The organism is Bradyrhizobium sp. UFLA05-109 (assembly GCF_054185165.1).
In genome coordinates this window covers 159,157-185,227 of record NZ_JBBIAR010000002.1, presented here as the reverse complement: position 1 = coordinate 185,227, position 26,071 = coordinate 159,157, and the positions used below count along the sequence as shown (strand labels likewise).

Sequence of the window (26,071 nt, the reverse complement as noted above, 5' to 3'; positions counted from 1 at the left end):
GTCCAGCTAACGGCAGCGGCGGGACCCGAGCAAGGGCGGCGGGCGTATGGCCGCATGCGCCGCCTGCGAGCGCGGCGCGGCCAACTCCGGTTATTTCTTCAGGCGGGCTTCGCGGATCTTGAGCAGCCGCTCAAGCTCATCGTTCTGCTGGTTGATGCGATCGGCGATACGCGCCTCGCTCTGCTCGCCGGACGCGGCGGCGGCCTGCTCGATGAGCTGCCTGATATTGCCCTCGAGGATCGCGATGCGATCGTTGAGTTCGTCGAGTGATAGCGAGCTATCATTGCTCATGATGCATTCCCCGGAAATCAATCAAGAGCAGGAGGGTGAGCGAAGCGAAATGGGGCCACCTTGACATAGCGCAAGGAAGGGTGGGCCTGGCGCATTCGCGCCTTTGCCCACCCTTACGGGTTACTTCAGCGGCTCCAGGACGGAAACGTAATTGGCGACGGCAGCGCCGCCCATGTTGAAGATGCCGCCGAGCCTGGCGTTCTTGATCTGCATGCCCTCGGGCGCCTGCCCTGCAAGCTGCATCGCGGTCATCACATGCATGGAGACGCCGGTGGCGCCGATCGGATGGCCCTTCGACTTCAGCCCGCCGGACGGATTGACCGGCAGCTTGCCATCCTTCAGCGTCCAGCCTTCCTTGATGGCGCGGGCGCCCTGCCCCCTTGGCGTCAGGCCCATCGCTTCATATTCGATCAGCTCGGCGACCGTGAAGCAGTCGTGGGTCTCGACGAAGGAGAGGTCGGCGAGCGACACGCCCGCCTTCTCCAGCGCGCGCTGCCAGGCAACCGTGCAGCCCTCGAACTGGAGGATGTCGCGCTTGCTCATCGGCAAAAAGTCCTGGGCGTGCGCGGTGGCGCGGAAGCCGATCGACTTGCCCATGCCCTTGGCTGTCTCGGCATCGGCCAGCACCAGTGCCGCGGCGCCGTCGGAGACCAGCGAGCAGTCGGTGCGCTTCAGGGGGCCGGCGACGTAAGGGTTCTTCTCGCTCTCGGAGCGGCAAAACTCGAAGCCAAAATCCTTGCGCATCTGCGCAAACGGGTTGGCGACGCCGTTCTTGTGGTTCTTGGCCGCGATCAGCGCCAGCGCATCGGACTGGTCGCCGTATTTCTGGAAATAGGCGCTGGCGATCTTGCCGAACACGCCGGCGAAGCCGCCGACGGTGTCGCCATCTTCCGGCAAGTACGAGGCTTTGAGCAGGTTCTTTCCGATCTCCGGACCCGGCGTGCGGGTCATCTGCTCGACGCCGACGACCAGCACGATCCTGGCAGCACCGGCAGCGATCGCGCGCAGGCCCTGGTGCACGGCGGCCGAGCCGGTGGCGCAGGCGTTCTCGACACGGGTTGCCGGCTTGAAGCGCAGATGCGGATCGGCCTGGAGCACCAGCGAGGCGGTAAAATCCTGCGGCGAGAAGCCGGCGTTGAAATGACCGAGCACGATCTCATCGACATCGCTGGCCGAGATGCCCGCATCAGCAAGCGCCTCATTGGCGACGCGCGTAACGAGGCTCTCGACGGTCTCGGTGTCGAACTTGCCGAAAGGCGTATGTGCCCATCCGACGATGCTGGCGGTCATGGTCACTCTCCTCAGGTCTTTCTTTGTCTCCCCTTGCCGATTCTTAGCCCATCGGGCCCAAGACTTCACGCGGCTTTGAGGCCTTTCAGGGTGCGCTGGCAGATGGCAGTTATGCCGGCCCAGTTCCCCGCTTTGATCTCCGCCGCCGGGCATAGCCAGGAACCGCCGACCGCCAGCACGTTGGGCTCGGCAAGCCAGGTCGCCGCATTGGCCTCGCCGACGCCGCCGGTGGGGCAAAAGCGCACATTGGGGAACGGACCACCGAGGGCACGCAGGCCCTTGATGCCGCCGGCCTGCTCGGCGGGAAAGAACTTCGCCAGATCGAAGCCGAACGTCAGCGCCTGCATCAGCTCGGATGCGGTCGCAATGCCAGGGGCGAAGGGCAAGGCGCTGTCGGCGGCGGCCTTCAACAGATCGGGCGTGCCGCCCGGGCTAATCCCGAATTTGACCCCGAGCTTCTCGGCGCGCGCGAGGTCGGCCGGGTTGAGGATGGTGCCGATGCCGACGATCGCCTCCGGCACCTCTGATATCATCGCTTTCGCCGCCTCGATCGCCACGGAGGTGCGCAGCGTCACCTCCAGCGTCTTGACGCCACCGGCAACGAGCGCGCGCGCCAGGGGCACGGCATCCTCGATACGCTCGATGGTGAGGACGGGGATGACGGTCGCGCCCTTGAACAGCGCGGCGAGCTTTTCCTGTTTGGCAGTCGTGGTCATTGCGTTTCGATTTTCACTTTGTGGCTTGGCGTGAGGTTGCCGGCCGGGGCCGCTTCTTCGGCGGCATGGCATAGACCGGAATGATGGCACCGGGATAGCAGATCACGAGGCTCGCAAGGCGATGGCCGGCCTGTGCGGCCTCGACCGGATCGGAACCGGCAAGCCGGGCTGCAATATAGGCCGCGGCAAAGCTGTCGCCGGCCGCGGTGGTGTCGACCACCGGCTTGGTCAGCGGCTCGGCACGCACCTCGCTGGTGCCGCCCTGCAAGCGCAACAGGCTGACAGGCTCGGCGAGACGGAACACCAGCTCGGGAGTGGGGATGCGCGCCATCAGCTCGGCATGGCTTTCGCCGGGGTACAGCGCGAGCAGATCCTCCGTCGAGGTTAGCACGATGTCGGCGGCCTCGAATGCCGCGGCAAACACCGCGCGGGCGATGTCGCGATCGGGCCAGGCGCGGGCGCGAAAATTGGTGTCGAACACGAAGCGGGTGCCAAGCAGACGCGCGCGCTTGATCGCCGCGAACAGGCGCTCGCGCCCTAGCTGATCGTAGATCGAGAGCGTGATCGCGGAGAGATAGACGATGTCGTAGCTCATCAGCGAGTTGAGGATCTCGTCCGTCTCCGGCAGATCCATCAGCCGGCGCGCGGCCGCGCTGTCGCGCCAGTGAAAGAACTGCCGCTCGCCGTTGGCATCAAGCTGGATCATGTAGAGGCCGGGCAGCTTGCCGGGCAGACGCAAGACACGCCTGGTGCCGACGCCCTCCGCCGTCCAGGCCGTCACCATCTCATCGCTCAATGGGTCATCGCCGAGCGCAGTGAGATAGTCGACCTTGACCTCGAGCCGCGCGAGATAGACGGCCGTGTTGAGAGTGTCGCCACCGAAGCCGCGCGAGTAGAGCCCGCCGCCCTGCCCGCCTCCCTGGGCCTGCCGGAGTTCGACCATGCATTCACCGATGCAAGCAACGCTCGCCATGACTCGACCCACACTGTTCACCGGTTACGTCAGGCGACGAAATTGCCGCCGAGCTCGTCTTCGATGTGAATGCGGATGATATCATCGAAGCTGTTCTCGGCGGTGGTGAAGCCGAGCTCGCGCGAGCGTCGCGCATCGAAATTGCGCGGCCAGCCGCTGACGATGCCGACGATGAAGGGATCCGGCTCCCGCTTGATGCGGGCGGCGACCTTCTCGCCTGCGACCCGCTTCAAGGCCGCGACCTGCTCGCCGACGGTCGCCGAGAGGCCGGGCATGGTGAGATTGCGGCGCGGGCCGACCGCGGCGAGATCCATCGTGCCGGCATGGAGCAGGAAGCCGACAGCGGAGCGCGGCGTGGCGTGCCAGTGGCGGACGTCCTCGGAGACCGGCAGGATCGCTTCCTTGCCGGCCAGCGGCTCGCGCAAAATGTTGGAGAAGAAGCCGGATGCCGCTTTGTTGGGCAGGCCGGGCCGGATGCAGATGGTCGGCAGGCGGATGCCAATGCCATCGAGGAAACCGCGGCGGGAATAGTCGGCAAGCAGCAGCTCGCCGATCGCCTTCTGGGTGCCGTAGCTGAGCAGCGGCGTGTGGAAGAACTCGTCGCCGATCGCATCCGGGAACGGCGCGCCGAACACCGCGATCGACGAGGTGAAGACCACGCGCGGCTTGTAGCCGCCGCCGGTGAGGCGGATGGCGTCGAGCAGCATCCGCGTGCCGTCGAGATTGATGCGATAGCCCTTGTCGAAATCGAGCTCGGCCTCGCCGGAGACGATGGCGGCCAGATGGAAGATCACGTCGGGCCGGCCCGCGATCAGCTTCTCGGCGGCTCCGGGAACGGCAAAATCGCCGGACACGGTCTCGACGGCAAAGCCGGCCTTCTCGGGCTTCTTCGGCTCGACGACGTCATGCATGGTCAGCTTGGTGATGTCGCTCTTGCCGAGCCGGCCGTCGCGCAGCAGCCGTTCGCACAACTTGCGGCCGACCATGCCGGCAGCGCCGAGAACCAGAATGTGCAAGAGCCTACTCCTTCTTGTTGGTCTTGAACGCGCCCGTTCGGACGCGTTCTTACGGCGGGCCCGCAATCATTCCTTCACGGCGCCGGTCATCGCCGACACATAATGCTCCACGAAGAACGCGTAAAGGATAACCAGCGGCAGCGACCCCGCGAGCGCCCCCGCCATCAACGAGCCCCAGCGGTAGATGTCGCCGTCCACGAATTCGTTGACGATCGCGACCGGCACAGTCTTGTTGCTGGTCGATTGCAGGAAGGTCAGCGCGTAGATGAACTCGTTCCAGCATAGCGTGAAGCAGAAGATGAAGGCCGAGATCAGGCCGGGGATTGCCAGCGGCAGCACGATCTTGATTAGGATCTGCCAGCGACTCGCCCCATCGATCAGCGCGCATTCCTCGAGCTCGAAGGGGATGGTCTTGAAATAGCCCATCAACAGCCAGGTCGAGAACGGGATCAGGATGGTCGGATAGGTCAGGATCAGCGCCATCGGCGAGTCGAACAGGCCGTACTGGAACACGACGGTGGCGAGCGGGATGAACAGGATCGACGGCGGCACCAGGTAGGCGAGGAAAATCAGCCCGCCGACGAGATTGGCCCCCTTGTAGCGCAAGCGCACGATGGCATAGGCCGCCAGCACCGATGCAATGATCGAGAGCACCGTGGCGCACACCGCCACGTACATCGTGTTCCAGAGCCAGTGCGGATAGTAGCTCTCGAACAGAAGCTTGTGGAAATGCTTGAAGGTCGGATTCCAGGTCCAGAACGGATTGTACTTGTCGAGATCGAGCAGCTGGTCGTCCGGTTTCACCGAGGTCAGCGCCATCCAGTAAAACGGAAACAAGAGGATCACGACGATGATCGTGAGCGGCAAGTACAGCGTCACGATCCGGCGCGGCACCGACTGCAAATAGCTCATGCCCTCGCTGTTATCGACCCGCGCGGGCGTCGACAGGATGGACTTGAGGCTGACCTTGGAGGCAGGAAGATCAGTCATTGTTCTCTCCCTGTTGCCACTTTCTACGCTGCAGGCCGAACCAGGAGATCATGATTGCGGCAAGCAAGAATGGAATCATAGCACTGGAGATCGCCGCCCCCTCACCAAGCTGCCCCGCGATGATCGCGCGCTGATACGACAGCGTCGCCATCAGATGGGTGGCATTGACCGGGCCGCCGCGGGTCATCGCCCAGATCAGCTGGAAGTCGGTGAAGGTGAACAGCACCGAGAAGGTCATCACGACTGCGATGATCGGCGTCAGCAGCGGATAGGTGATGTACCGGAAATTCTGCCAGCGCGTGGCGCCATCCAGCGTTGCGGCTTCATAGAGCGACGGCGACACCGTCTGAAGGCCGGCGAGCAGCGTGATCGCCACGAAGGGCACCCCGCGCCAGATGTTGGCGAAGATCACGCAAATGCGTGCCCAGGTCGTGTCGCCGAGGAAATTGATGTTCTGGCTGATCAGGCCGAGATTCTTCAGCGACCACGAGATGATGGAGAATTGCGCGTCGAAGATCCACCAGAACGCCAGCGCCGAGAGGACGGTAGGCACGATGAACGGGATCAGAACCATTGCCCGCAGCATCGCCTTGAACGGCATGTTCTCATTCAAGAGGAGCGCGAGATAGAGACCGATCGCGAATTTGAAGGCGCTGGCCACGAAGGTGTACAGCAGCGTGTTGGTCACCGACAGCCAGAAGATCGAGTCGTCCCACAGCCACTCGTAATTCTCGGTGCCTATGAATTGCCCGACCCTGCCGATGCGCGTGTCGGTGAAGGATAGCCAGATGCCCAGCCCCAGCGGATAGGCGAGGAAGAAAATCAGGAAGGCCATGGCCGGCAGCATGAACCAGAAGCCGAGCCAGTTGCGATTGTGCTTGAGCTGGTCCCAGGCGTTGGCCTCGCGAAACCGAGGCTTGGCTTGGGAAGCAACTACGACATCAGCCATGCCCGATACCCCTGATCAGAGTGCGAATGAGCGGGCGGCCAGACAGCCGCCCGCATCGAGATCATCAGCGATAGATGCGCTTCAATTGCCGTTCTGCCTCCGCAACTGCACCCTTTGCGTCCTTGGTGCCGGTGCAGTAGTTGGCAAACATGTCAACGACGATGAAGTCGGCGATCGCCGTTGCAGCCTTCTCACCCACCGTACCGATGCCGGACGCCGGCAGGGTGCGCTTGGACGCCTGCGCGAAGACGGCGTTCTTTGGATCGGCCGTCCAGACCGGCGCAGTTTCATACGCATTCAGAGTCTGTGTCAGGTAACCCTGCGCCCCATCCAGCCACTTCTCGTAGTTCTCCTTCTCCAGCATGAAGGCGATAAAGGCCTTCGACGCGTTCGGGTACTTGGTGAAGTTGAAGGCGAGGATCGGCAGGGCAAGCTGCAATTCAGTCGGCTTGCCGATGGGCCCGACGGGGTGCAGCGCATGATAGGTATCTTCGGCAAGTTCCTTCTTGGTCGGGTCGGTCTTGGCCGCGACGTAGATCGAAATACCGTTGAGGGTGCAATAAAGCTCACCGGCCAGGAACGCCTTGTTGTTGGAGGAGTCGTTCCAGGATGGGGTCCCGGGGATGAAGGTTTCGTAGAGCGCCTTGCAGTACTCCAGCGCCTTCATGGTCTCGGGCGAATTGATGATGATCTTGTCGTTCTGGTCTACGGTGTAGGCGCCGTGTCCCCACAATATCCAGTGCAACCAGCCATTGGCGTCGCCGCTGGCATGCCCGAGCGCGTAGCCCGCAGGCGTGTTGTTCGCTTTCAGCGCCTTGCACATCTCGAGGAAGCCGGGGAAGTCCTTCGGAAACTCCTTGAAGCCCGCCTTGTCGGTCGCTGATTTGCGGTAGGTCATGTAGCCGCCGTTGGTGGCTACGGGAATACCGAGCCAGTCGTCGCCAAGCTTGCAGGTCTTGGCTGCGGCATCCGTCCAGCCACCATACTTCTTGCCGAGGTAATCGGCGACGTCGTTCATCTTCAGCACTTTGGTCGGGAACAGTTGAGGCAGGGTGTGGAGGCCCCACGCGAGATCCAGACCCGAGCCGGTGTTCGCAGCGACCGACGCCTTCGGCTGCACGTCCTCGAAGGACTCGCTGAAGACGTTCATCTCCGTGCCGGTTGCGGCCTTGAACGCCGCGACCATCGCGTTGAACGCATCGTCTTCCGCCGGCACGAAGCGCTTCCAGCGCATCACCGTCAGCTTGGCACCCGACTCGGCCTTCCACGGCGAGTCCGCCGCCCAAGCCTTCGCGAACTCGAACAGTGCAGGCCCAGTCAGTGCGCCGGTTGCAGCCAGCGCCGTTCCGCCTTGGAGCAATGCCCGGCGGGTAAAGTCTTGCATGTCGTTTCTCCCAATGGTGATTTTTTTGATTTGTTTAAGTCTGTCTTATGCGTTCAGCCGTTTTCCCGTCCCGTCGTCGAACAAGTGGACCAGCGACGGATCCGGCTTCAGCCGGACCTTGTCGCCAGGATTGAACATGTGCCGCTCGCGAAACACCGCGACGACCTGCTCGCCGCCGAGCTTTGCGAACACCTGCGTCTCGGAGCCCGTCGGCTCGACCACGACGATCTCGGCTTCCGCCCCGTCGTCAGCGATCGTGAAATGCTCCGGCCGTACGCCATAGACCGCGGGCCGTCCGTCAGACGCGGTCGGCGCGCTCTTGAGCGGCAGCTTGACGCCGTTCGGACCCTCGAAGGTCGCCGCCCCGTTCGAGCGCACATGGCCCTTGAGGAAGTTCATCGCCGGCGAACCGATGAAGCCCGCGACGAATTGATTTTCGGGCTTGTCGTAGAGTTCGAGCGGCGTGCCCATCTGCTCGACGATGCCGTCATGCATGACCACGATCTTGTCGGCCATGGTCATGGCCTCGATCTGGTCGTGGGTGACATAGACGGTCGTGGTCTTGAGCCGCTGGTGCAGCTCCTTGATCTCGGTACGCATGGCGACGCGCAGCTTGGCATCGAGGTTCGACAAGGGCTCGTCGAACAGGAACACCTGCGGATCGCGCACGATGGCGCGGCCCATGGCGACGCGCTGGCGCTGGCCACCGGAGAGCTGGCGCGGATAGCGATCGAGCAGCGGCGTCAGCGCGAGGATCTCGGCGGCGCGCTTGACGCGCTTGTTGATCTCGTCAGAGCCCGCGCTGCGCAGCTTGAGCGAGAAGCCCATGTTGTCGGCGACCGTCATGTGCGGATAGAGCGCGTAGTTCTGGAAAACCATCGCGATGTCCCGCTCCTTGGGCTGGACATTGTTCACGACGCGCTCGCCGATCGAGATCGTGCCTGAGGTGATGTTCTCAAGCCCTGCGAGCATGCGCAGCAGCGTCGACTTGCCGCAGCCGGAGGGACCAACGAGAACGACGAATTGCCCGTCCTCGATCGGAATCGTCACGCCGTGCAGGACTTCAAAATTGCCGAACGATTTCCGCACGTCGCGGATGTGCACAGACGACATCTAGCTCCCTCCTCACTGGTCCGCAGCGCCTAATCGAGCACCGCTACCGCCTTTTCTTCCGAGGCTCCACCCAACGAGGCCCCATCTGACAGGCGGCATTGTCTGCAGTTTGCGCGGTTTTGGCAATTTGTCTTTGGTTAGTCGGAGCTGGTAGCGCTGTCAACGTTCCTTTGTTTGCAGGAAGGGCTGTGCTATGAGCAACAAATGGGACGAAAACGCACCAAATCGGGCAAGATCCGGCTTGCCGAGGTCGCCGAGCTCGCCGGCGTGAGCCCTATCACCGCGTCCCGCTTTTTCAGGAATCCCGAGGCGCTGTCGGACGCCAAGCGGGCGCGCGTCGAGAGCGCCGCACGCGAGCTCGGCTATGTGCCGAATCTCGCGGCACGTGCATTGGCCTCGCAGCGCACGGAAGTGATCGGCGTCCTGATCCCCTCCCTCACCAACAACGTGTTCTCCGACGTGCTTCGCGGTATCTATGATGCGTCCGAAGGCAGCCGCTACTCGATTCAGCTCTCCAACACCCGCTACAGCATCCTCCAGGAGGAAAAGCTTCTCCGCCTGTTCCTGGCGCAGAAGCCGGCCGGGCTGATCGTCACCGGCATCGACCAGACGACCGAATCGCGCGTGATGCTGGAGGCGGCCGATTGCCCGATCGTGCAAATCATGGAGCTTGGGCCCGCCCCGGTCGATATGATGATCGGCTTTTCGCACTATGAGGCGGCGCGCGCGGCGATCGCGCACCTGTTCGCGCAGGGCTGCGGCCGGATCGGTTTCGTGGGTGCGCGGATGGATCCGCGGGTGCAGCGGCGGCTCGATGGCTATGTCACGGCGATGAAGGACGCCGGCCTGTTCGACCAGCGGCTCGTCGTGACAACGGCGACACCGACCTCGGTGACGCTGGGGGGAACGCTGTTTGCCGACCTGCTCGCGCGGGAGCCGAACATCGATGCGGTGTTTTGCGCCAATGACGATCTCGCCCTTGGCGTGCTCTTCGAATGCCGGCGCCGAGAGATCACCGTTCCCGATCAGATCGCCATCATCGGCTTCAACGACCTCGAATTCATGGCGAGCGCGGTCCCAACGCTCACCAGCGTGCGCACCAACCGCTACGAGATGGGTCGGGCCGCCGCCACGATGCTGATCGAGGCCATCGAAGGCCGCCGCCCGGAACAGCCGGTGCTCGATCTCGGCTTCAAGGTGATCGAGCGGCAAAGCACGCTGGCGCAGCGCGCCGACAGCCAAACGACGCTTTCCGGAATGGTGGCCGGCCGAACAAAATGATAGCGTTACCAAGGACCCATGACTAGTATCTCACTTGTGAGGAAACGACCGCGATCAGGCGAGTTGCGGAATGCAGCCTTGCGCTGTCGGGCATCGCACAAGCCGATACGACTGACCGACGCCTGTGCGTTCGCATTCTAGGAGACATCAATGACAAAAAAGCCAACCAACGGGCATGCGCCCTCAACCAATGGCAGCCGCCGGCGCCTTCGCTCCCAGGAATGGTTCGACAACCCGCATAACCCCGGCATGACCGCGCTCTATATGGAGCGCTATCTGAATTTCGGTCTCACCCGCGAGGAACTCCAGTCCGGCAAGCCGATCATTGGCATTGCCCAGACCGGCAACGACCTCTCCCCCTGCAACCGTCACCACATCGAGCTCGCGCACCGCGTCCGCGAGGGCATCCGCATGGCTGGTGGCATCGCGCTGGAGTTTCCGACCCATCCGATCCAGGAGACCGGCAAGCGGCCGACCGCGGCGCTCGACCGCAACCTCGCCTATCTCGGCCTCGTCGAGGTGCTGTTCGGCTATCCCCTCGACGGCGTGGTCCTGACCACCGGCTGCGACAAGACGACACCTGCCTGCATGATGGCGGCGGCGACCGTCAACCTGCCGGCGATCGTGCTGTCGGGCGGCCCGATGCTGAACGGCTGGCATGACGGCGAGCGCACCGGCTCCGGCACCATCGTCTGGAAGTCGCGCGAACGCCTCGCCGCCGGTGAGATCGACTACGAAGAGTTCATGGAGATCGTGGCCTCGTCCGCGCCCTCGGTCGGCCATTGCAACACCATGGGCACGGCCTCGACCATGAATTCGCTCGCCGAGGCGCTCGGCTTCTCGCTGCCGGGCTGCGCTGCGATTCCCGCGCCCTATCGCGAGCGGGGCCAGATCGCCTACGAGACGGGCAAGCGCATCGTCGAGATGGTCTGGGAGGATCTGAAACCCTCCGACTTCCTGACTCGCAAGGCGTTCGAGAACTGTATCGTGGTGAATTCGGCGATCGGTGGCTCGACCAATGCGCCGATCCACATCAACGCGCTCGCCCGCCACATCGGCGTCGAGCTTTCGATCGACGACTGGCAGAAGTACGGCCACGACGTGCCGTTGCTGGTGAACCTCCAGCCGGCCGGCTTCTATCTCGGCGAGGAATTCCATCGCTCCGGCGGCGTGCCCGCCGTGGTGCGCGAGCTGATGAAGCACAAGCGCATCCACGAGGATGCGCTCACCGTCAACGGCCGCGGCATCGGCGAGAACTGCGCCAATGCGCCCAAGCCCGACCAGGACGTGATCTGGGCCTACGACAAGCCGATGGTGAAGGATGCCGGCTTCCTGGTGCTGCGCGGCAACCTTTTCGATTCCGCGATCATGAAGACCTCTGTGATCTCCAAGGAGTTCCGTGATCGCTACCTCAGCAACCCGAAAGACCTGAACGCGTTCGAAGGACGCGCGATCGTGTTCGAGGGGCCGGAGGACTATCACGAGCGGATCGACGATCCCTCGCTCGACATCGACGAGCATTGCGTGCTGTTCATCCGCGGCGCCGGCCCGATCGGTTATCCCGGCGGCGCCGAGGTCGTGAACATGCAGCCTCCGGCGGCGCTGATCAAACGCGGCATCCTGGCCCTGCCCTGCATCGGTGACGGCCGGCAGTCCGGCACCTCGGGCTCGCCCTCGATCCTCAACGCTTCGCCGGAAGCCGCCGCCGACGGGGGCCTCGCGATCCTGAGGACCGGCGACAAGGTGCGCATCGACCTCAACAAGGGCAGCGCCAACATCCTGATCTCGGACGAGGAAGTGAAGAAGCGCCACGCCGAGCTGAAGGCCAATGGCGGCTTCAAGCATCCGCCGAACCAGACGCCCTGGCAGGAGATCTATCGCAACACCGTCGGCCAGCAGTCGACCGGCGCCTGCATGGAGCTCGCCACGCGCTACCAGAACGTGGCCAACACGTTTGGCGTGGCGCGGGATAACCACTGAGTTAGCGACACGTAGCCCGGGTGAGCGAAGCGACACCCGGGACATTTCCCGGATATCGCGCTCACGCGCTCATCCGGGCTACGGCACTGAGGAAATCAAGGAGAAAAACAAAATGGCAGACCGCCTCAAGGGAAAGCGCGCTGTTGTCACCGCCGCGGCAGCGGGGATCGGGCGCGCATGCGCCATCGCATTCGCGCGTGAAGGCGCAACCGTCATCGCCACCGATATCAATGAAGGCGGCATCGCCACCTTAAGCAAGGACGGCGTCGCCGAGACGGCAAAGCTCGACGTTCGCAACACCGCCGACGTCAACGCCTTCGCCAAGCGCATCGGCAAGATCGACATCCTGCTCAATGCGGCGGGCTTCGTGCACAACGGGACCATTTTGGGCTGTTCGGAAGAAGACTGGGACTTCTCGTTCGACCTCAACGTCAAATCCATGCACCGGACCATCAAGGCGTTTCTGCCGGCGATGATTGCCGGCGGTGGCGGCAGCATCGTCAACATCTCGTCTTGCGCCGCGCTGCGGCCGCCGGCCAACCGTTATGTCTACAGTGCTTCCAAGGCCGCGGTGTCACTGCTCACGCGCGCGGTTGCGCTCGACTTCATCACGCAGGGAATCCGCTGCAACAGCATCTGCCCCGGCACCGTCGAGACACCCTCGATGCTCGATCGCGCCGCCGCCGTCGGCCCGCAGGGCAAAGAGATGTTCATCGCCCGCCAGAAGATGGGCCGGCTCGGCACTGCAGAGGAAATCGCGGCCATGGCGGTCTATCTTGGCAGTGACGAAAGCGCGTTCACCACCGGCGTCGACCTCGTCGTCGACGGCGGCTTCATGCTCTGATTGATCCTCATCCCACGCGGAAGGAATTCTTGCATGAACAAGATCGACCTCAACGGCCGCTGCGCGATCGTCACGGGCGGTGCGCAAGGCTTTGGCCGCGCCATTGCCGAACGCTTCGTCGCCTCTGGAGCCAAGGTCGCGATCTGGGATTTCGACGCGGCGCTCGCCGAGAAGACGGCCAAGGAAATCGGCGGCGAGGTTCGAGTCTTCAAGGTCGACGTCGCCGACACGGCCGCAGTGGAGCAAGTCCGCGACGCGACCCTCGCCGCCTTCGGCAGGATCGACATCCTCGTCAACAATGCCGGCATCGCCGGTATCAACAAGACGGTCTGGGAGACCGATCTCGAGGAATGGCGCAAGGTGCTGCGCATCAACCTCGACGGCCCCTTCATCTGCTGCAAGGCGATCGTGCCCACGATGCTCAAGCAGAAATATGGGCGGATCGTGAACATCGCCTCAATCGCCGGCAAGGAAGGAAATCCGAACGCGGCGCATTACTCGGCCTCAAAGGCCGGCCTGATCGCGCTGACGAAGTCGCTCGGCAAGGAGCTTGCCGCGCACGACATCCTGGTGAACGCCGTGACGCCGGCAGCCGCGAAGACCGCGATCTTCGAACAGCTGACGCAGCAGCATATCGATTTCATGCTGTCGAAGATCCCGAAGGGCCGCTTTGTGCTGGTCGAAGAACTCGCCGCGATGGTGGCCTGGCTTGCATCGGAAGACTGCGGGTTCTCGACCGGCGCCGTCTTCGATATCTCCGGCGGCCGTGCCACCTATTGAGGGCGTCATGACCAGGGAAGGCGGATGCCTGTGTGGCGCGGTGCGGTTCAAGGCCGAAGGCGAGCCGCTCAACGTCCGCGCCTGCCATTGCCGTATCTGCCAGAAGGCCATGGGCTCGCCCTTCTTCGCTCGCGCGCAGTTTCTCCCCGCAGCGCTGACCGTCGAAGGCGAGACCGGTCGTTACCCATCGTCGGAAAACATCGACCGCGTCTTCTGCAAGCAGTGCGGTACACGCCTTTTCGCATGGCGGCGCAACGGCACGGCAGTGGGCGTGGCGCTCGCGACTTTCGATGACCGCAACGCCTTCGCGCCCACCGAGCACATCTGGGTACAGGAAAAGCTCAACTGGCTGACGCTCGACGACGGCCTGCCGCAATATCCGACCACCATCCCGTCCTGATGGCTCCACGTCGCCTCCGCCTTCGCCACGGCGCTGAATCGTGATAGTTCGGCCCTATCGGGCACGAACCGGGGCAACCGCTTGAACGTCTCCCTCTACGACCTCTCCGTCTGGGTGCTGCCGCTGGTGATCGCCATCACCTTCCACGAGGCGGCGCACGGCTTTGTCGCCTACCGGCTCGGCGACAACACCGCCTGGCAGCTCGGCCGCGTCAGCTTCAATCCGCTCCGGCATATCGACCCGTTCGGCACCCTGATCCTGCCGGCTATGCTGCTGTTTGCGCATTCGCCGTTCCTGTTCGGCTACGCCAAGCCGGTGCCGGTGAACTTTCGCAATCTCAACAACCCGAAACTCGACATGGTCTGGGTGGCGCTGGCCGGCCCCGCGACCAACATCCTGCTGGCGCTGCTGGCGGCCCTCGCACTCCACGCTCTGCCTTTCGCACCGGCAAGTTCGGCGCAATGGATCTTCGATAACCTGAAGAATTCGCTCCTGATCAATGCGGTGCTGGCCGTCTTCAACATGATGCCGATACCGCCGCTCGACGGCGGGCGGGTCGCGGTCGGCCTGTTGCCGCGGCCGCTCGCCCTGCCGCTGGCGCGGCTCGAGCCGTTCGGTATGCTGATCCTGATCGCCATCCTGATCCTGCTCCCCCTTGCAGGTTCGCAGTTCGGTCTAAATCTTGATGTTATCTCGGCAATACTGCGAACGTTGACCGGATATGTGATTAAGGCCGTTCTCTTCCTGACCGGCAACGCGTAGTTGAACCAGGACAAACCCGAAGGGCCCGAGGCCAACTTGGTCAAAGCTGCCGACATGCTGATCGCGCGACGAGCCGACACCCGCGCCCGCGCCGATTTCGCCACCTGGAAGATGATGGCCAAGCTCAACGGGTTATCCGCGCTGCCTCCCGAGGCCCAGGAGTTCCTCGCGAGCTACAAGAAGCTGTTGGAGCGGACGAGCGAGGACGAGGCCACCGAGGCCACCATCGCCTCGGTCTACAAGGCTTATTATGCCGAAATGGGCGGCGCCGGCACCGCGCCCGACGTTCGCCCCCGGGCCAGCGAGCCCGTGAAGGACAATGTTACCGCCTTCCGCCGCCCCCCACCCAAGCCGAAGAAGGCCAGCACGTTCGGGGTAACGTTCGGTGGTGGAACCGAGAAGCGGCCGCTTCCGGTGGCGCTGATCTTCGCCTGCCTGGTCGTGGTCTACGTCGCGATCCGCTACTACTGGCGCTGAGCCGACCTCTTCTTCGTCTCTCGCGGCGGGAAGGTCACGTCGAGCGTGCGCTCGAATTTTTCATCCGTCAGTCCGGCCGGAGGTTGCGGCACGGGATCCGAGCGACGGATCATCGAGACCGCGGCCGCATCGAAGGCTGCGTCTCCCGAAGACTCCACCACGTCGACCGAAAGCACGTTGCCTTTGCGGTTGAGGACGAGGGTGACCTTGACCTTCTGGGACTTGGGTTCCCTTCCCTCCGGGTAGACCTGGTGCAGCTTGAAATGCGCACTGATCTTGCGGTTCCAGTCGGCAGTCAGCTTCAGGATGTCCTTGCCGATCCCGAGCACCGGCGCCATGGCCTTCTCGGCCTCCCGCGCAGCCTCGTCGAGCTTCTGCCGCGCCGTGGCAACCGACTGCGGCGATGCCTCGGTAGCCGGGGTCTCGATGGCTGCCACCTTCTGGCTCTCGTCGTCCGGCTTTTTCGCGTTGTTGTCGGTGACGACCCGGTCGGCATCGTCGACGTCCTGGTGCTGATCCTTGGGAAGCTCCGTTTCCTTCACCTCCGCCTTTTGTTCGGGCATTGCCCGCTGTTCCTGGGAGGCATCGGTGTCAGGTCCGGGCGGAAGTTCGGACTCCGGCGCATCGGGCGAAGCCATCTCGACGGCGAAGTCCGCACCTGCCGCCCCCAGACCATCGTCGCCACCATCCGTCCGCAAATGCGCCAGCGCCAACGCCGCGCCTCCGAGGTGGAGCGCAAGCGCCGCCACTGCGGCGAGAACCCACAGCCGCCGGGATGGTCTCGGTTCGATATCGAGATCGGGCATAGCAGCAGCCTCTAGGGCTTCGCAGGTTCTGCCGCGGGTGCCGCCGGAGAGGCCGGGACACCTTCCAGCGTCACCAGCTTCACCTTGGAGTAGCCACCCGAGCGCAACAACTCCATCACGCCCATCAGCTCGCCATAAGGCACCGTGCGATCGGCGCGCAGGAAGACGTACTTGTCCTTGCTCATGTCCGAGAGGCCGTCGAGCGAGGCGGCCAGATTGGCGCGCGTGACCGGATTCTCCCCGATCGCAAGCGTCAAATCGGATTTGATGCTGACATAGGTCGGCTTGTCCGGCTTCTTCTGCGGTGTGGCGGTGGAGGTCGGCAGATCGACAGGCAGGTCCACCGTCGACAGGGGCGCGGCGACCATGAAGATGATCAGCAGCACCAGCATGACGTCGATGAATGGCGTGACGTTGATCTCATGCGTCTCGGAGAAGTCCGCATCGTCGTCGAGATCGTTGTCTGCGAGCGAAACGCCCATCGCCTACTCCGCCGCTGCGCGCGAATGAACGCTGCCATGGCTGCGGTCGAGGTCGCGCGAGAGCAGCCGCGCCGCCGCACCCGAGGCGCGACTGACGAGCTCGAGATAGCCCTTCGTCATGCGCGCGAAATGATTGTAGATGATGACGGCCGGGATCGCCGCGACGAGACCGATCGCGGTCGCGAGCAGTGCTTCGGCGATGCCGGGCGCGACGACCGCAAGGTTCGTCGTCTGCGACTTCGAGATGCCGATGAAGCTGTTCATGATGCCCCAGACGGTACCGAACAAGCCAACGAAGGGCGACGTGGCGCCGATGGTCGCGAGCACGCCCATGCCGATCCGGATCCGCCGCGCCTCCGCGCGGGCGATCTCGGCAAAGCTCGAGGCGGCGCGTTCCTTGATGCCGGCGTCGCTGGAGATTCCTGCGGACGCCCGCGCCTCGCGCAGCGCGGCCGCAAGGAACGACGGCAAGATCCCTTCCTTGGCACCGAGCGCGAACTGGGCCTCTGCAAGCGAGCGAGCGTCGGCGATCTTCTTCAGGGCCGAACGCAGCCTGCCCTGCGCCAGCGTCAGTTCGATCGATTTCGCGATGAAGACCGTCCAGGTGACGAGGGACGCGAAGGCAAGCCCGATCATCACCGCCTTCACGATGATGTCCGCCGACATGAACATCACCCAGGGCGACAGTTCCTTCATCACGGGCCCGGTCGATTTCGGCGCGCGGCCGGCATCCGCCGATGCCGCATCCGGCGCAGCCGCCGTGGGTGAAGCTGTCGCAGGGGCTGGCGCTGCCGGGGCGGCAGCCACAGGAGCCGGAGCAGCACTTGCGGGCGCAGCAGTCACGGGCGCTGCTGCCGGCGCCGGATTGCTCGGCTGAGATGCCACCGGCGGCGTTGCCGGCTGCTGCTGTGCCGAAACGGGGATCGCGAGCCCGACGGCCGCGATCATCACGGATACGGCAAGGCTTGTCCGGAAAAATGTGGTCTTCATACTTCGGCCCAGTAGCGAATGAGGTTGTGATAGATACCCGTCAATTTGACCGTTTCGGGGTCGTCGCGTCCAAGCCGCTGCGCCAGCGCCTGAATGGCGGTATCGAGGTCAAAGATCAGGCTGCGGGCCTGGTCATCCCGTATCATGCTCTGCAGCCAGAAAAAAGACGCCACCCGCGCCCCCCGCGTCACCGGCGTGACGAGGTGCAAGCTGGTCGAGGGATACAGCACGCAGTCGCCGGCCGGCAACTTAACTTCGTGCGAACCGTAGGTGTCCTCGATCACGAGTTCGCCACCGTCGTATTCCTCCGGCTCGGCGAGGAACAGCGTGACCGACAGGTCGGTGCGCATGCGAAGGCCGGTCAGGCGATCGCCGCGGATCGCATTGTCGACGTGCAGGCCGAAATGGTGCCCGCCGCTTGCCACATAGCGGTTGAACAGCGGCGGGAAGATCTGGAGCGGGATCGCCGCCGCCAGGAAACGCGGGTTCGACGTCAGCGCCGAGATGATGCGGTTGCCTAGCTTGCGCGCGACCTCGCCGTCCGGCGGCAGTTGCTCGTTGCGCTTGACCATCGCCGACTGCGCACCCGCGGTGGAACGCCCGTCTTCCCAATCGCTGGCGTCCATGATGCGGCGGAAATCCGCCACATCATCCTTGCTCAGGACGCCCTCTATGCATGTCAGCATGGCACCTCGCGTCGTCTCCTCAGTAACGGGCCGATAGCACCAGATAGGCGGCGCGTCCCGGTGCTTCCAGCACGAATGGCGCAGCGCTCTGGTACAACGCGTCGTAGTAGCGCTTGTCGAAGATGTTGTTGACGAACAGCTTGACCTGCCAGTTCTTGTTGATCTTGGCTTCCGCGAACGCGTCAAAACGCCAGTAGCTTGGGATCGACGTGCCCTGGTTGGCTGCGAGGAACGTGCCACCATAGATCTTTGAGCGATAGACGGCCTGACCGCCCAGCTCCCAAACATCAGTGAGCTGGTACTTGGTCAGCAAACTGAAAGACTGGTGAGCGACGTTGGAGAGCGGCAAACCGACGTTCGTCGTATACAGTGTAGTGTTGGCCGGCGGGACCAGGGACTTGGTGACCTCGGACTGCATCAATACAAGGCCGCCGAAAATGCTCCACTTGTCCGTGATCTTGCCACCCACGCCAAGGTCGATGCCGCGGATGCGATAGGCTGCTCCGGCGGTGATGCAGGAGACGGTCCCTGTCGTACCGGCAGGATAAGGACAGGTTGCGGTCGCAGTCGCGGCGGTGATGTTCCGGGACTCGCGTGCATTCTCCTTCTCGGTCTGGAAAAGTGCAGCCGTCAACAACAGATGTCTGTCGAACAGCTCCCACTTGGTACCGACTTCGATGGCCTTGTTCTTTTCCGGACCGAAGATCTGAGGAACGTTTCCGTTCAGCACCGGCGCGAGGCCGCCGTACTGGACGCTTGTCCCGTCGAATTCCGCGCCTACCGGATTAGATGAAGTCGCGTAGGCGGCATAGACGCTTCCATTCGGCAACGGCTTCAGGGTAAGGCCGAGGTTGAAATTCGGCATCCCGTAGTCCTGCTGCTGCTGACCGAAGACATTGGCGACGCCGTTGACCGTGCCGTAACCGTTCACCTTGATGTTGTAGTCGTCATAGCGGACGCCACCGTTGAGGATCAGCAAATCATTGTAGTTCGCCGAATCCAGCACGTAGACCGACTTAGTGTCGATCTTGATGTTCGTTGGCAATCCAGAAAGACCACCAGGAATCCCAAAGGGGATGTTCGTGAACTGCGGATTGAAGACGCTCACGCCGGTCAAGGACCCCGCCCCGGTGAATCCCCCAGGAAGGACTTCCGAGCTCAAGCCAACATATTTATCGATCGACGACGTCTCGTGATCATATTCGAAGCCGGCAAGCGCAGTGTGCCTAAAGCCGGCTCCGTCGTTGAACTTGTAGGTCGCCTCAGTCTGGTTGGCGATGACGTCGGTCGCCTGGTAGCGGCTCTGCGGATTGGCGGTGAGCGTCGAGGCCGATAGCGGGGTCGTGAGGACCGGCGATTCAGGCAGCGTTCCGATGTAGTTCTGGGTGGAGTGTGAATCCCGGAACTTGTTTGTGATCAGCAGGTCTGGCGTGACCTGCACTTCGGCATTGAGCGAACCGATGTCCTGGCCGGTCCGATAGAAGTCGCGGTTGACGAAGCCATACCAATTGTTGCGGTTCGCGCCGAAATCCGGGAAAGGACCGCCGGCGGTGCTGGCTGTGCTCGGCCGGTAGTAAGGCACGCCGAAATCCGGGAGGCCTGTCAACTCAGTGTGGATATAGCCCGCAGTGATTTTGACTGCATCCACCGGCTTCCAGGTCGTGGCGACAAACCCGCCGTCGCGATTGTCCTTCACGTAGTCGCGACCCGCGACACCCGCATCCTGGAAGAGCCCGCCGGCACGCACCGCAAGGGTCGGATTGATCACCTGATTGACGTCAAGCACCACGCGCTTGGTCCGGTCGGTGCCAAACGTGGTGTCCATGTTGTAGAAGTTGCCTGCCGTGGTGGCCTGCTTGGTTACGATGTTGATCGCACCACCCGTGGTGCCGCGGCCGGCGAACGAGGAGCCGGGACCGCGCAGGATCTCGACCTGTTCGGTGAAGAAGTTCTCGCGAACACTGACGCCGGAGTCACGGACGCCATCGATGAAGACGTCGTTGCGAGCGTCGAAACCACGGATGAAGAAGCGATCGCCGAAGGCGTTACCGCCCTCGCCCGTCCCCAGCGTCACCCCCGCCGTGCTCAAAATTGCCTGCTTCAGCGTGGTCGCGTTCTTGTCCTCCAGGACATCCTTCGTGAGCACGGTGATCGATTTTGGCGTGTTGAGGATCGGCTCGGGAAATTTACTTGATGCCTGCACCCGGGTGGCCATGTATGGCGCAGCCGGATTCGCGTAAGGATCGCGGTCCGCGGCCAAGCCGCCTGCGCTGGGAAGGGGCACCGGCCCCTGCTGCGCCTGCTGGCGCTGCGCCGCGCGTCGCAACGCGGTGCGCGCGCGGACCTGTTCGGGCGAGGGCTTTGACGCCGCCGGACGCGGTCGCTCGACGGGCGCCTCGACTGACACGGGAGGCAGGTTCGATTGCTGCGCCTGCGCGCCGCTCGAAACCGACGCGACCGCGATCAGGCTCGCCACCGCCGAGACGGTCTTGCCGGTTGCGCTTTCGAGGTTCCCTTCGGATGAAGTTCGTGCCGCAGTCGATCGCAACGACCGCGGAGCCTTTGCCGTGCCCATTCCACGCCCCACTTTGTTTCTGCAATTTGTCGCATTGCGACAACGCGACGCAATGTTGGTATCGAGCGGGGATGAGAGGGTCAACGCGATCACGGCGGAGAGCTCTTTGAATCCATCCAGATCAAAACGATTCTAAACTTTTGTTTGAAACGCTTCTAAACTGGAGTTTGTAAGCGTTCTAAACCGGCTGATGAAATGTCTGCCGAATTCTCCTTCACATCGTCCGATCGTTGATGGCGGTGCGCGCGACAAAGTGATGCAGCAGGCCGATGCGCATCTTGCGTTTGCACACTCACATGTAGCAGCCGATCAGTCGCTGCTCGGCGGCTTCATCAGCGAGAACAACTCGTCGACTGTCGCTTGCGCGACCGAACGGACGCGATCGGTGTTGTCCATGCCGGCGATGTTGACGCCCTTTACGACGGCTTTGATCTCGTCGCGAAAGTCGGTGAGGAAGCGCAAGGGATCGCCCTGCTCGTTGGCGACGCGCGCGATCAAGCCCGTGATCAGAATCTGACACGCGATCAGCTTGCCGTTCAACTCGTCCATCATGCGCTCCCGTTGTGCGGCGGTGATATGGACGACGTCGGATGTGCTGACAACGGAAACACGGCGCGATCAACTTAGAACCGTTCTTGCGAGGACGGTGCGACCACATTCAGAGGCCTCACCTTTTGCGCGGCGCAGCGGATCGCGCACGCGGTACGCGACTCGCGAAACCTTTGCACGTTGATCGATGCTCCTGCCCGACAGGCTCTCCAAGAGAACGGCTGTTCAAGACGTGCGCACGCCGCCCGGATCGGATGCAAAGCTTTCCGATTGTTTAGGATTCTCAAGCGACAGTGTTGTTTACACTGGAACTTGGCGTGTATTATACAGGCTCCGCGCCGGAACCCTTTCAAAGACCCATAATTCAACCTTTTGGGCAAACGAGCCGATAACGAAGCCAATATGAAAAAGTCGCGGCCGATTCTGTGGTTTTCCCTCATCGCAGCCGTGGCCGTGGCAGGCTACTTCGGCTGGCAACGCTTTTATGGTCCCGAGGCCGCCAAGACCCAGACCGCACAGAAAGGCCCGCCGCGGCCGATCGCAGTTCCTGTCACGATCGCACCGGTCCAGCAGGCTGATTTTCCGGTCTATCTGACCGGGCTCGGCACGGTTCAGGGCTTCAATACCGTACAGGTCCGGACCCGGGTGGATGGCCAGATCGACAAGATCGCCTTCACCGAGGGCCAGATCGTCAACCAGGGCGACCTGCTGGTCGAGATCGATCCCCGCCCCTTCCAGGCTGTGCTCGATCAGGCCAAAGCCAAGAAGCAGCAGGATGAGGCGAACCTCGCCAACGCCAATCTCGACCTCCAGCGCTATACCAAGCTCGGTGAATTCGCGACCCGGCAACAGACCGACACCCAGCGCTCCACTGTCGCCCAGCTCACCGCGCAGATCGCTGCCGACGAGGCCGCGATTTTCAATGCCCAGACCCAGCTCGACTACACCCAGGTCAAGTCGCCGATCACGGGCGTCGCGGGTCTGCGCCAGGTCGATATCGGCAATATCGTCAATGCCTCCAGCCAGACGGCGATCGTCTCGATTGCCCAGATCGAGCCGATCACGGTGATCTTCACTGCGCCCGAAGACCAGTTGCCCTATATCAATGAGGGCCAGAAGACCGGTGAGCTCAAGGTTATCGCGCTGACGACCGACGGCAAGAAGACGCTCGCGGAAGGCAAGCTCGCCGTCATCAACAATCAGGTCGACACGACCAGCGGGACTATTCGGCTGAAGGCGGTGTTCGACAACAAGGACCACACGCTGTGGCCGGGCCAATCGGTCTCGACACGTCTTCTGATCCGAACGCTGAAGGACGCCACGGTGGTCCCCGACGACGCGGTCCAGCATTCGACCAACGGCCTCTACGCGTATACGGTCAATCAGGAGAACAAGGCTGAACTGCGCAAGCTCAAGGTCAGCTACTCCATCGATGGACGCTCTGTGATCGATGAAGGACTTACCCCGGGACAACAAGTGATCACCGGCGGTCAGTTCAAGGTGCAGCCCGGAAGCCTCGTCTCCACGGCGGTCGCGAGTTCGAATCCGGGCCAGGACAAGGTTCGACAGGAATGAACGACGGCGGGATTTCGGCACCTTTCATCCGTTATCCCATCGGCACCTCGCTGCTGATGGCCGGCATTCTCTTTGTCGGCCTCGTCGCCTACCCCCTGCTGCCGGTCGCACCGCTGCCGCAGGTCGACTTCCCGACCATCCAGATCACCGCGAACCTGCCCGGCGGCAGCCCGGAGACGATGGCCTCCTCGGTCGCCCAGCCGCTAGAGCGCCAATTCGCCCAGATTCCCGGCATCGCCCAGATGACGTCGACGAGCTATCTGGGCACGGCCTCGATCACCATCCAGTTCGACCTCAATCGCAGCATCGACGGCGCGGCCAACGACGTGCAGGGCGCCATCAACGCGGCCAGCGGCCAGTTGCCGAAAAACCTGCCCTCGCCGCCGACCTATCGCAAGGTCAACCCGGCGGACTCGCCGATCCTGCTGTTATCCGCGACGTCCGAGGCGTTACCGCTGACCACCGTCAGCGATGCGATTGACGCCCAGCTCGCCCAGCAGATCAGCCAGATCTCGGGCGTCGCACAGGTCTTCATCGGAGGCCAGCAGAAGCCGTCGGTCCGCGTGCAGATCGATCCGGCGAAACTGGTCGCCAAGGGCCTGTCGTTGGAGGACGTCCGCAGCGCTATCGCGATCACGACGGTCGACAGCCCCAAGGGCAACATCGACGGCGAGAGACGCGCCTACACCATCTACGCCAACGACCAGTTGCTCCAGTCCAAGGACTGGAACGACGTCATCATCGCCTACCGCAACGGCGGCCCATTGCGGATCCGCGATATCGGCCAGGCAGTCACCGGGCCCGAGGACGCCAAGCAGGCCGCTTGGGCCAATGGCAAGCGCGGCGTGTTCCTGGTGGTGTTCAAGCAGCCCGGCGCCAACGTCATCGAGACCGTCGACCGGATCAAGGCAACCCTGCCACGGCTGGTGGCGGCGATCCCGCCGGCGATCAAGATCGAGGTGATCAGCGACCGCACCACGACCATCCGCGCCGCGGTCGAGGACGTCCAGTTCACGCTGCTTTTGACCATCATCCTGGTGGTCATGGTCATCTTTGTCTTCCTGCGCAGCTTCTGGGCGACCGTCATCCCCACCGTCACGGTTCCGCTGGCGCTGCTCGGCGCGTGCGCCCTGATGTGGGTGTTCGGCTATTCGCTCGACAATCTGTCACTGATGGCGCTCACGATCGCGGTCGGATTCGTCGTCGACGACGCCATCGTGATGCTCGAGAACATCACGCGTTACATCGAAAACGGCGATTCGCCCCTCGCCGCGGCCTACAAGGGCGCCAAGGAGATCGGCTTCACCATCGTGTCGATCAGCATCTCGCTGGTCGCGGTGTTGATCCCCCTGCTGCTGATGGGTGGCATCATCGGGCGCCTGTTCCGCGAATTCGCCGTCGTGCTCGCGATGACGATCTTCGTCTCGATGTTCGTGTCGCTGACGCTGACCCCGATGATGGCCTCGCGCTTCCTGCGCGCCCATGGTGAGGTGAAACACGGCAAGTTCTATGCATGGAGCGAGCGCGCTTTCGACGCGATGCTGCGCGGCTATGAATACATCCTCGACCACGCGCTGAGCTGGCGCCGCACCACGCTCACCATCTTCTTCGCCACCCTCGCCCTCTCGGTCTACCTTTTCATCCTGATCCCGAAGGGCTTCTTCCCGCAGCAGGACGTCGGCCTGATCACCGCGACCTCCGAGGCATCGCAGGACATCTCGTTCGCGGAGATGCAGAAGAAGCAGCAGGAACTCGGCAAGATCGTGATGGCTGATCCTGACGTCGCCTCTATCGCGATGAACATCGGTGGCAGCGGCCGGGCCGGCAACAACGGCAACATGTTCATCACTCTGAAGCCCCGCAACGCCCGCGAGGCGTCGGCGCAGCAGGTCATCGCGCGGTTGCGTCCGAAGCTCGAGAAGGTCGAGGGCGCCCGCCTCTATATGCAGGCGGCCCAGGACGTTCGGCTCGGCGGCCGGCCGACGCGCACGCAATTCGAATTCACGTTGCAGGACGCCGATCTCGGCGAGCTCAATGGCTGGGCGCCCAAGATCCTCGCCAAGATGCAGACGCTGCCGGAACTGCGCGACGTCGCGACCGACCAGCAGACCCAGGGCACCACGGTTCAGCTCAAGATCAATCGCGACACCGCCTCGCGCTACGGCATCCAGCCGCAGTTGATCGACGACACGCTCTACGATGCATTCGGGCAACGCCAGGTCACGCAGTACTTCACGCAGCTCAACAGCTATCACGTGATCCTCGAGATCCTGCCGGAGATGCAGGGTAATCTCGACAGCCTGAACAAGCTGTACCTGAAGTCGCCGCTAACGGGCGACCAGGTGCCGCTGTCGACGTTTGCGACCTGGACGACCGATCCGGTGCGCCCGCTCTCGATCAGCCATCAGGGCCAATTCCCCGCGATCACGATCAGCTTCAACCTCGCGCAAGGCGTGGCGTTGGGACAGGCCACGGAAGCCGTGCAGAAGGCGATGGCCGATCTCGGCGCGCCGGCGACGCTGAATTCGAGCTTCCAGGGCACCGCGCAGGCGTTCCAGCAGTCGCTCGGCACCGTGCCGCTGCTGATCCTGGCCGCCCTCGTCGTGGTCTATCTGATCCTCGGCATTCTCTACGAGAGCTACATCCATCCGATCACGATTCTCTCGACCCTGCCGTCGGCCGGCGTCGGCGCGCTGCTGATCTTGATGGCGGCCGGCTTCGACTTCAGCCTGATCGCGCTGATCGGCATCATCCTCTTGATCGGCATCGTGAAGAAGAACGGCATCATGATGGTCGACTTCGCGATCGCGGCCGAACGCGACGAGCACAAGACGCCGGCGGAGTCGATTCGCCAGGCCGCCCTGCTCCGCTTCCGTCCGATCATGATGACGACGATGGCGGCCCTTCTCGGTGGCGTGCCCTTGATGCTCGGGCATGGCACCGGCGCCGAAATCCGCCAGCCGCTCGGCTATGCCATGGTTGGCGGCTTGATCGTCAGCCAGGCGCTGACCTTGTTCACGACGCCCGTGGTCTATCTCTATCTCGACGAACTCTCCAACTGGTTCTCAGGCTGGGGCCGTTCCAAGGAGAGCGAGCACGAGACGACCGAACATGGCACGGTCAAGGAAGCGGCCGAGTAAGCCAGCGCCGCGATCCCAATTC

24 protein-coding genes are annotated in these 26,071 nt (G+C 63.2%); 9 read left to right on the top strand and 15 right to left on the bottom strand.

Features of this window, described 5'->3' with window-relative positions; genetic code table 11:
* Positions 1-90: 90 nt before the first annotated feature.
* The 9 genes from Q3C01_RS02205 to Q3C01_RS02165 all read right to left on the bottom strand — a co-directional run bounded on the left by Q3C01_RS02205 (position 91) and on the right by Q3C01_RS02165 (position 8,722).
* The gene (locus tag Q3C01_RS02205) at positions 91-291 is read right to left on the bottom strand and encodes a hypothetical protein (protein WP_458143462.1); all 201 of its coding nucleotides are present in this window, start codon (positions 289-291) and stop codon (positions 91-93) included.
* A 120-nt stretch (positions 292-411) separates the two neighbouring features.
* Complete coding sequence (locus Q3C01_RS02200; RefSeq protein WP_458143461.1) at positions 412-1,581, bottom strand: acetyl-CoA acetyltransferase; 1,170 nt, start codon at positions 1,579-1,581, stop codon at positions 412-414.
* 65 nt (positions 1,582-1,646) lie between these two features.
* Positions 1,647-2,297: a bifunctional 4-hydroxy-2-oxoglutarate aldolase/2-dehydro-3-deoxy-phosphogluconate aldolase gene (eda, locus tag Q3C01_RS02195; RefSeq protein WP_458143459.1), complete on the bottom strand. Its 651-nt coding sequence runs from the start codon at positions 2,295-2,297 to the stop codon at positions 1,647-1,649.
* 13 nt (positions 2,298-2,310) lie between these two features.
* Positions 2,311-3,270, bottom strand: coding sequence for a sugar kinase (locus Q3C01_RS02190; protein ID WP_458143458.1), 960 nt, complete (start codon positions 3,268-3,270; stop codon positions 2,311-2,313).
* Positions 3,271-3,299: 29 nt separating this feature from the next.
* Positions 3,300-4,286: a D-erythronate dehydrogenase gene (denD, locus tag Q3C01_RS02185; protein WP_458143456.1), complete on the bottom strand. Its 987-nt coding sequence runs from the start codon at positions 4,284-4,286 to the stop codon at positions 3,300-3,302.
* Positions 4,287-4,352: 66 nt separating this feature from the next.
* Positions 4,353-5,276 (bottom strand): carbohydrate ABC transporter permease, encoded by a 924-nt coding sequence (locus tag Q3C01_RS02180; RefSeq protein WP_458143454.1) that lies wholly within the window; start codon positions 5,274-5,276, stop codon positions 4,353-4,355.
* Positions 5,269-6,225: a carbohydrate ABC transporter permease gene (locus Q3C01_RS02175; protein WP_458143453.1), complete on the bottom strand. Its 957-nt coding sequence runs from the start codon at positions 6,223-6,225 to the stop codon at positions 5,269-5,271. The genes Q3C01_RS02180 and Q3C01_RS02175 overlap by 8 nt, the downstream gene beginning before the upstream one ends.
* Positions 6,226-6,289: 64 nt before the next feature.
* The gene (locus Q3C01_RS02170; protein WP_458143451.1) at positions 6,290-7,609 is read right to left on the bottom strand and encodes an ABC transporter substrate-binding protein; all 1,320 of its coding nucleotides are present in this window, start codon (positions 7,607-7,609) and stop codon (positions 6,290-6,292) included.
* A 45-nt stretch (positions 7,610-7,654) separates the two neighbouring features.
* Complete coding sequence (locus tag Q3C01_RS02165) at positions 7,655-8,722, bottom strand: ABC transporter ATP-binding protein (protein ID WP_458143449.1); 1,068 nt, start codon at positions 8,720-8,722, stop codon at positions 7,655-7,657.
* A gap of 204 nt (positions 8,723-8,926) precedes the next feature.
* On the opposite strand from Q3C01_RS02165, the gene gntR reads away from it, so the two are divergent.
* The 7 genes from gntR to Q3C01_RS02130 all read left to right on the top strand — a co-directional run bounded on the left by gntR (position 8,927) and on the right by Q3C01_RS02130 (position 15,246).
* Positions 8,927-10,003 carry an HTH-type transcriptional regulator GntR gene (gene gntR, locus Q3C01_RS02160; protein WP_458143447.1) on the top strand — a complete coding sequence of 359 codons (1,077 nt, stop codon included), beginning with the start codon at positions 8,927-8,929 and terminating at the stop codon, positions 10,001-10,003.
* A gap of 150 nt (positions 10,004-10,153) precedes the next feature.
* On the top strand, positions 10,154-11,983 hold the full coding sequence (locus tag Q3C01_RS02155; protein WP_458143445.1) for an IlvD/Edd family dehydratase: 1,830 nt from the start codon (positions 10,154-10,156) through the stop codon (positions 11,981-11,983).
* 112 nt (positions 11,984-12,095) lie between these two features.
* The gene (locus tag Q3C01_RS02150; protein ID WP_458143571.1) at positions 12,096-12,827 is read left to right on the top strand and encodes an SDR family oxidoreductase; all 732 of its coding nucleotides are present in this window, start codon (positions 12,096-12,098) and stop codon (positions 12,825-12,827) included.
* 33 nt (positions 12,828-12,860) lie between these two features.
* Positions 12,861-13,607, top strand: coding sequence for an SDR family NAD(P)-dependent oxidoreductase (locus tag Q3C01_RS02145; RefSeq protein WP_458143444.1), 747 nt, complete (start codon positions 12,861-12,863; stop codon positions 13,605-13,607).
* A 7-nt stretch (positions 13,608-13,614) separates the two neighbouring features.
* Positions 13,615-14,007: a GFA family protein gene (locus tag Q3C01_RS02140; RefSeq protein WP_458143442.1), complete on the top strand. Its 393-nt coding sequence runs from the start codon at positions 13,615-13,617 to the stop codon at positions 14,005-14,007.
* Positions 14,008-14,088: 81 nt separating this feature from the next.
* Positions 14,089-14,769: a site-2 protease family protein gene (locus tag Q3C01_RS02135; RefSeq protein ID WP_458143440.1), complete on the top strand. Its 681-nt coding sequence runs from the start codon at positions 14,089-14,091 to the stop codon at positions 14,767-14,769.
* Positions 14,770-14,823: 54 nt separating this feature from the next.
* Positions 14,824-15,246, top strand: coding sequence for a hypothetical protein (locus Q3C01_RS02130; RefSeq protein ID WP_458143570.1), 423 nt, complete (start codon positions 14,824-14,826; stop codon positions 15,244-15,246).
* On the opposite strand, the gene Q3C01_RS02125 is transcribed toward Q3C01_RS02130, so the two are convergent.
* From Q3C01_RS02125 to Q3C01_RS02100, 6 genes are all read right to left on the bottom strand, one after another.
* Positions 15,234-16,052, bottom strand: a complete 819-nt coding sequence (locus tag Q3C01_RS02125; protein ID WP_458143438.1) for a TonB family protein — start codon at positions 16,050-16,052, stop codon at positions 15,234-15,236. The genes Q3C01_RS02130 and Q3C01_RS02125 overlap by 13 nt on opposite strands.
* A gap of 11 nt (positions 16,053-16,063) precedes the next feature.
* The gene (gene exbD / locus Q3C01_RS02120) at positions 16,064-16,534 is read right to left on the bottom strand and encodes a TonB system transport protein ExbD (RefSeq protein ID WP_458143437.1); all 471 of its coding nucleotides are present in this window, start codon (positions 16,532-16,534) and stop codon (positions 16,064-16,066) included.
* Positions 16,535-16,537: 3 nt separating this feature from the next.
* On the bottom strand, positions 16,538-17,524 hold the full coding sequence (exbB, locus tag Q3C01_RS02115) for a tonB-system energizer ExbB (RefSeq protein WP_458143436.1): 987 nt from the start codon (positions 17,522-17,524) through the stop codon (positions 16,538-16,540).
* Positions 17,521-18,210 (bottom strand): Fe2+-dependent dioxygenase, encoded by a 690-nt coding sequence (locus Q3C01_RS02110; protein WP_458143434.1) that lies wholly within the window; start codon positions 18,208-18,210, stop codon positions 17,521-17,523. Before Q3C01_RS02110 ends, exbB begins: the two co-directional genes overlap by 4 nt.
* A gap of 19 nt (positions 18,211-18,229) precedes the next feature.
* A complete protein-coding gene (locus Q3C01_RS02105) occupies positions 18,230-20,785 on the bottom strand; it encodes a TonB-dependent receptor (protein ID WP_458143432.1) in 2,556 nt (851 codons plus the stop codon).
* Positions 20,786-21,094: 309 nt separating this feature from the next.
* On the bottom strand, positions 21,095-21,334 hold the full coding sequence (locus tag Q3C01_RS02100; protein ID WP_458143430.1) for a hypothetical protein: 240 nt from the start codon (positions 21,332-21,334) through the stop codon (positions 21,095-21,097).
* Positions 21,335-21,736: 402 nt separating this feature from the next.
* On the opposite strand from Q3C01_RS02100, the gene Q3C01_RS02095 reads away from it, so the two are divergent.
* Together Q3C01_RS02095 and Q3C01_RS02090 are read left to right on the top strand one after the other, a co-directional pair.
* On the top strand, positions 21,737-22,909 hold the full coding sequence (locus Q3C01_RS02095; RefSeq protein ID WP_458143429.1) for an efflux RND transporter periplasmic adaptor subunit: 1,173 nt from the start codon (positions 21,737-21,739) through the stop codon (positions 22,907-22,909).
* The gene (locus Q3C01_RS02090) at positions 22,906-26,049 is read left to right on the top strand and encodes a multidrug efflux RND transporter permease subunit (RefSeq protein WP_458143428.1); all 3,144 of its coding nucleotides are present in this window, start codon (positions 22,906-22,908) and stop codon (positions 26,047-26,049) included. Before Q3C01_RS02095 ends, Q3C01_RS02090 begins: the two co-directional genes overlap by 4 nt.
* Positions 26,050-26,071: the final 22 nt, after the last annotated feature.

Bases quoted from the DNA above. Each gene is read 5' to 3' on its own strand.
- Q3C01_RS02205 (WP_458143462.1), bottom strand. From the start codon at position 291: ATGAGCAATGATAGCTCGCTATCACTCGACGAACTCAACGATCGCATC.
- Q3C01_RS02200 (WP_458143461.1), bottom strand. From the start codon at position 1,581: ATGACCGCCAGCATCGTCGGATGGGCACATACGCCTTTCGGCAAGTTC.
- eda (WP_458143459.1), bottom strand. From the start codon at position 2,297: ATGACCACGACTGCCAAACAGGAAAAGCTCGCCGCGCTGTTCAAGGGC.
- Q3C01_RS02190 (WP_458143458.1), bottom strand. From the start codon at position 3,270: ATGGCGAGCGTTGCTTGCATCGGTGAATGCATGGTCGAACTCCGGCAG.
- Q3C01_RS02180 (WP_458143454.1), bottom strand. From the start codon at position 5,276: ATGACTGATCTTCCTGCCTCCAAGGTCAGCCTCAAGTCCATCCTGTCG.
- Q3C01_RS02175 (WP_458143453.1), bottom strand. From the start codon at position 6,225: ATGGCTGATGTCGTAGTTGCTTCCCAAGCCAAGCCTCGGTTTCGCGAG.
- Q3C01_RS02170 (WP_458143451.1), bottom strand. From the start codon at position 7,609: ATGCAAGACTTTACCCGCCGGGCATTGCTCCAAGGCGGAACGGCGCTG.
- Q3C01_RS02165 (WP_458143449.1), bottom strand. From the start codon at position 8,722: ATGTCGTCTGTGCACATCCGCGACGTGCGGAAATCGTTCGGCAATTTT.
- gntR (WP_458143447.1), top strand. From the start codon at position 8,927: ATGGGACGAAAACGCACCAAATCGGGCAAGATCCGGCTTGCCGAGGTC.
- Q3C01_RS02155 (WP_458143445.1), top strand. From the start codon at position 10,154: ATGACAAAAAAGCCAACCAACGGGCATGCGCCCTCAACCAATGGCAGC.
- Q3C01_RS02150 (WP_458143571.1), top strand. From the start codon at position 12,096: ATGGCAGACCGCCTCAAGGGAAAGCGCGCTGTTGTCACCGCCGCGGCA.
- Q3C01_RS02145 (WP_458143444.1), top strand. From the start codon at position 12,861: ATGAACAAGATCGACCTCAACGGCCGCTGCGCGATCGTCACGGGCGGT.
- Q3C01_RS02140 (WP_458143442.1), top strand. From the start codon at position 13,615: ATGACCAGGGAAGGCGGATGCCTGTGTGGCGCGGTGCGGTTCAAGGCC.
- Q3C01_RS02130 (WP_458143570.1), top strand. From the start codon at position 14,824: ATGCTGATCGCGCGACGAGCCGACACCCGCGCCCGCGCCGATTTCGCC.
- Q3C01_RS02125 (WP_458143438.1), bottom strand. From the start codon at position 16,052: ATGCCCGATCTCGATATCGAACCGAGACCATCCCGGCGGCTGTGGGTT.
- exbD (WP_458143437.1), bottom strand. From the start codon at position 16,534: ATGGGCGTTTCGCTCGCAGACAACGATCTCGACGACGATGCGGACTTC.
- exbB (WP_458143436.1), bottom strand. From the start codon at position 17,524: ATGAAGACCACATTTTTCCGGACAAGCCTTGCCGTATCCGTGATGATC.
- Q3C01_RS02110 (WP_458143434.1), bottom strand. From the start codon at position 18,210: ATGCTGACATGCATAGAGGGCGTCCTGAGCAAGGATGATGTGGCGGAT.
- Q3C01_RS02105 (WP_458143432.1), bottom strand. From the start codon at position 20,785: ATGGGCACGGCAAAGGCTCCGCGGTCGTTGCGATCGACTGCGGCACGA.
- Q3C01_RS02100 (WP_458143430.1), bottom strand. From the start codon at position 21,334: ATGGACGAGTTGAACGGCAAGCTGATCGCGTGTCAGATTCTGATCACG.
- Q3C01_RS02095 (WP_458143429.1), top strand. From the start codon at position 21,737: ATGAAAAAGTCGCGGCCGATTCTGTGGTTTTCCCTCATCGCAGCCGTG.
- Q3C01_RS02090 (WP_458143428.1), top strand. From the start codon at position 22,906: ATGAACGACGGCGGGATTTCGGCACCTTTCATCCGTTATCCCATCGGC.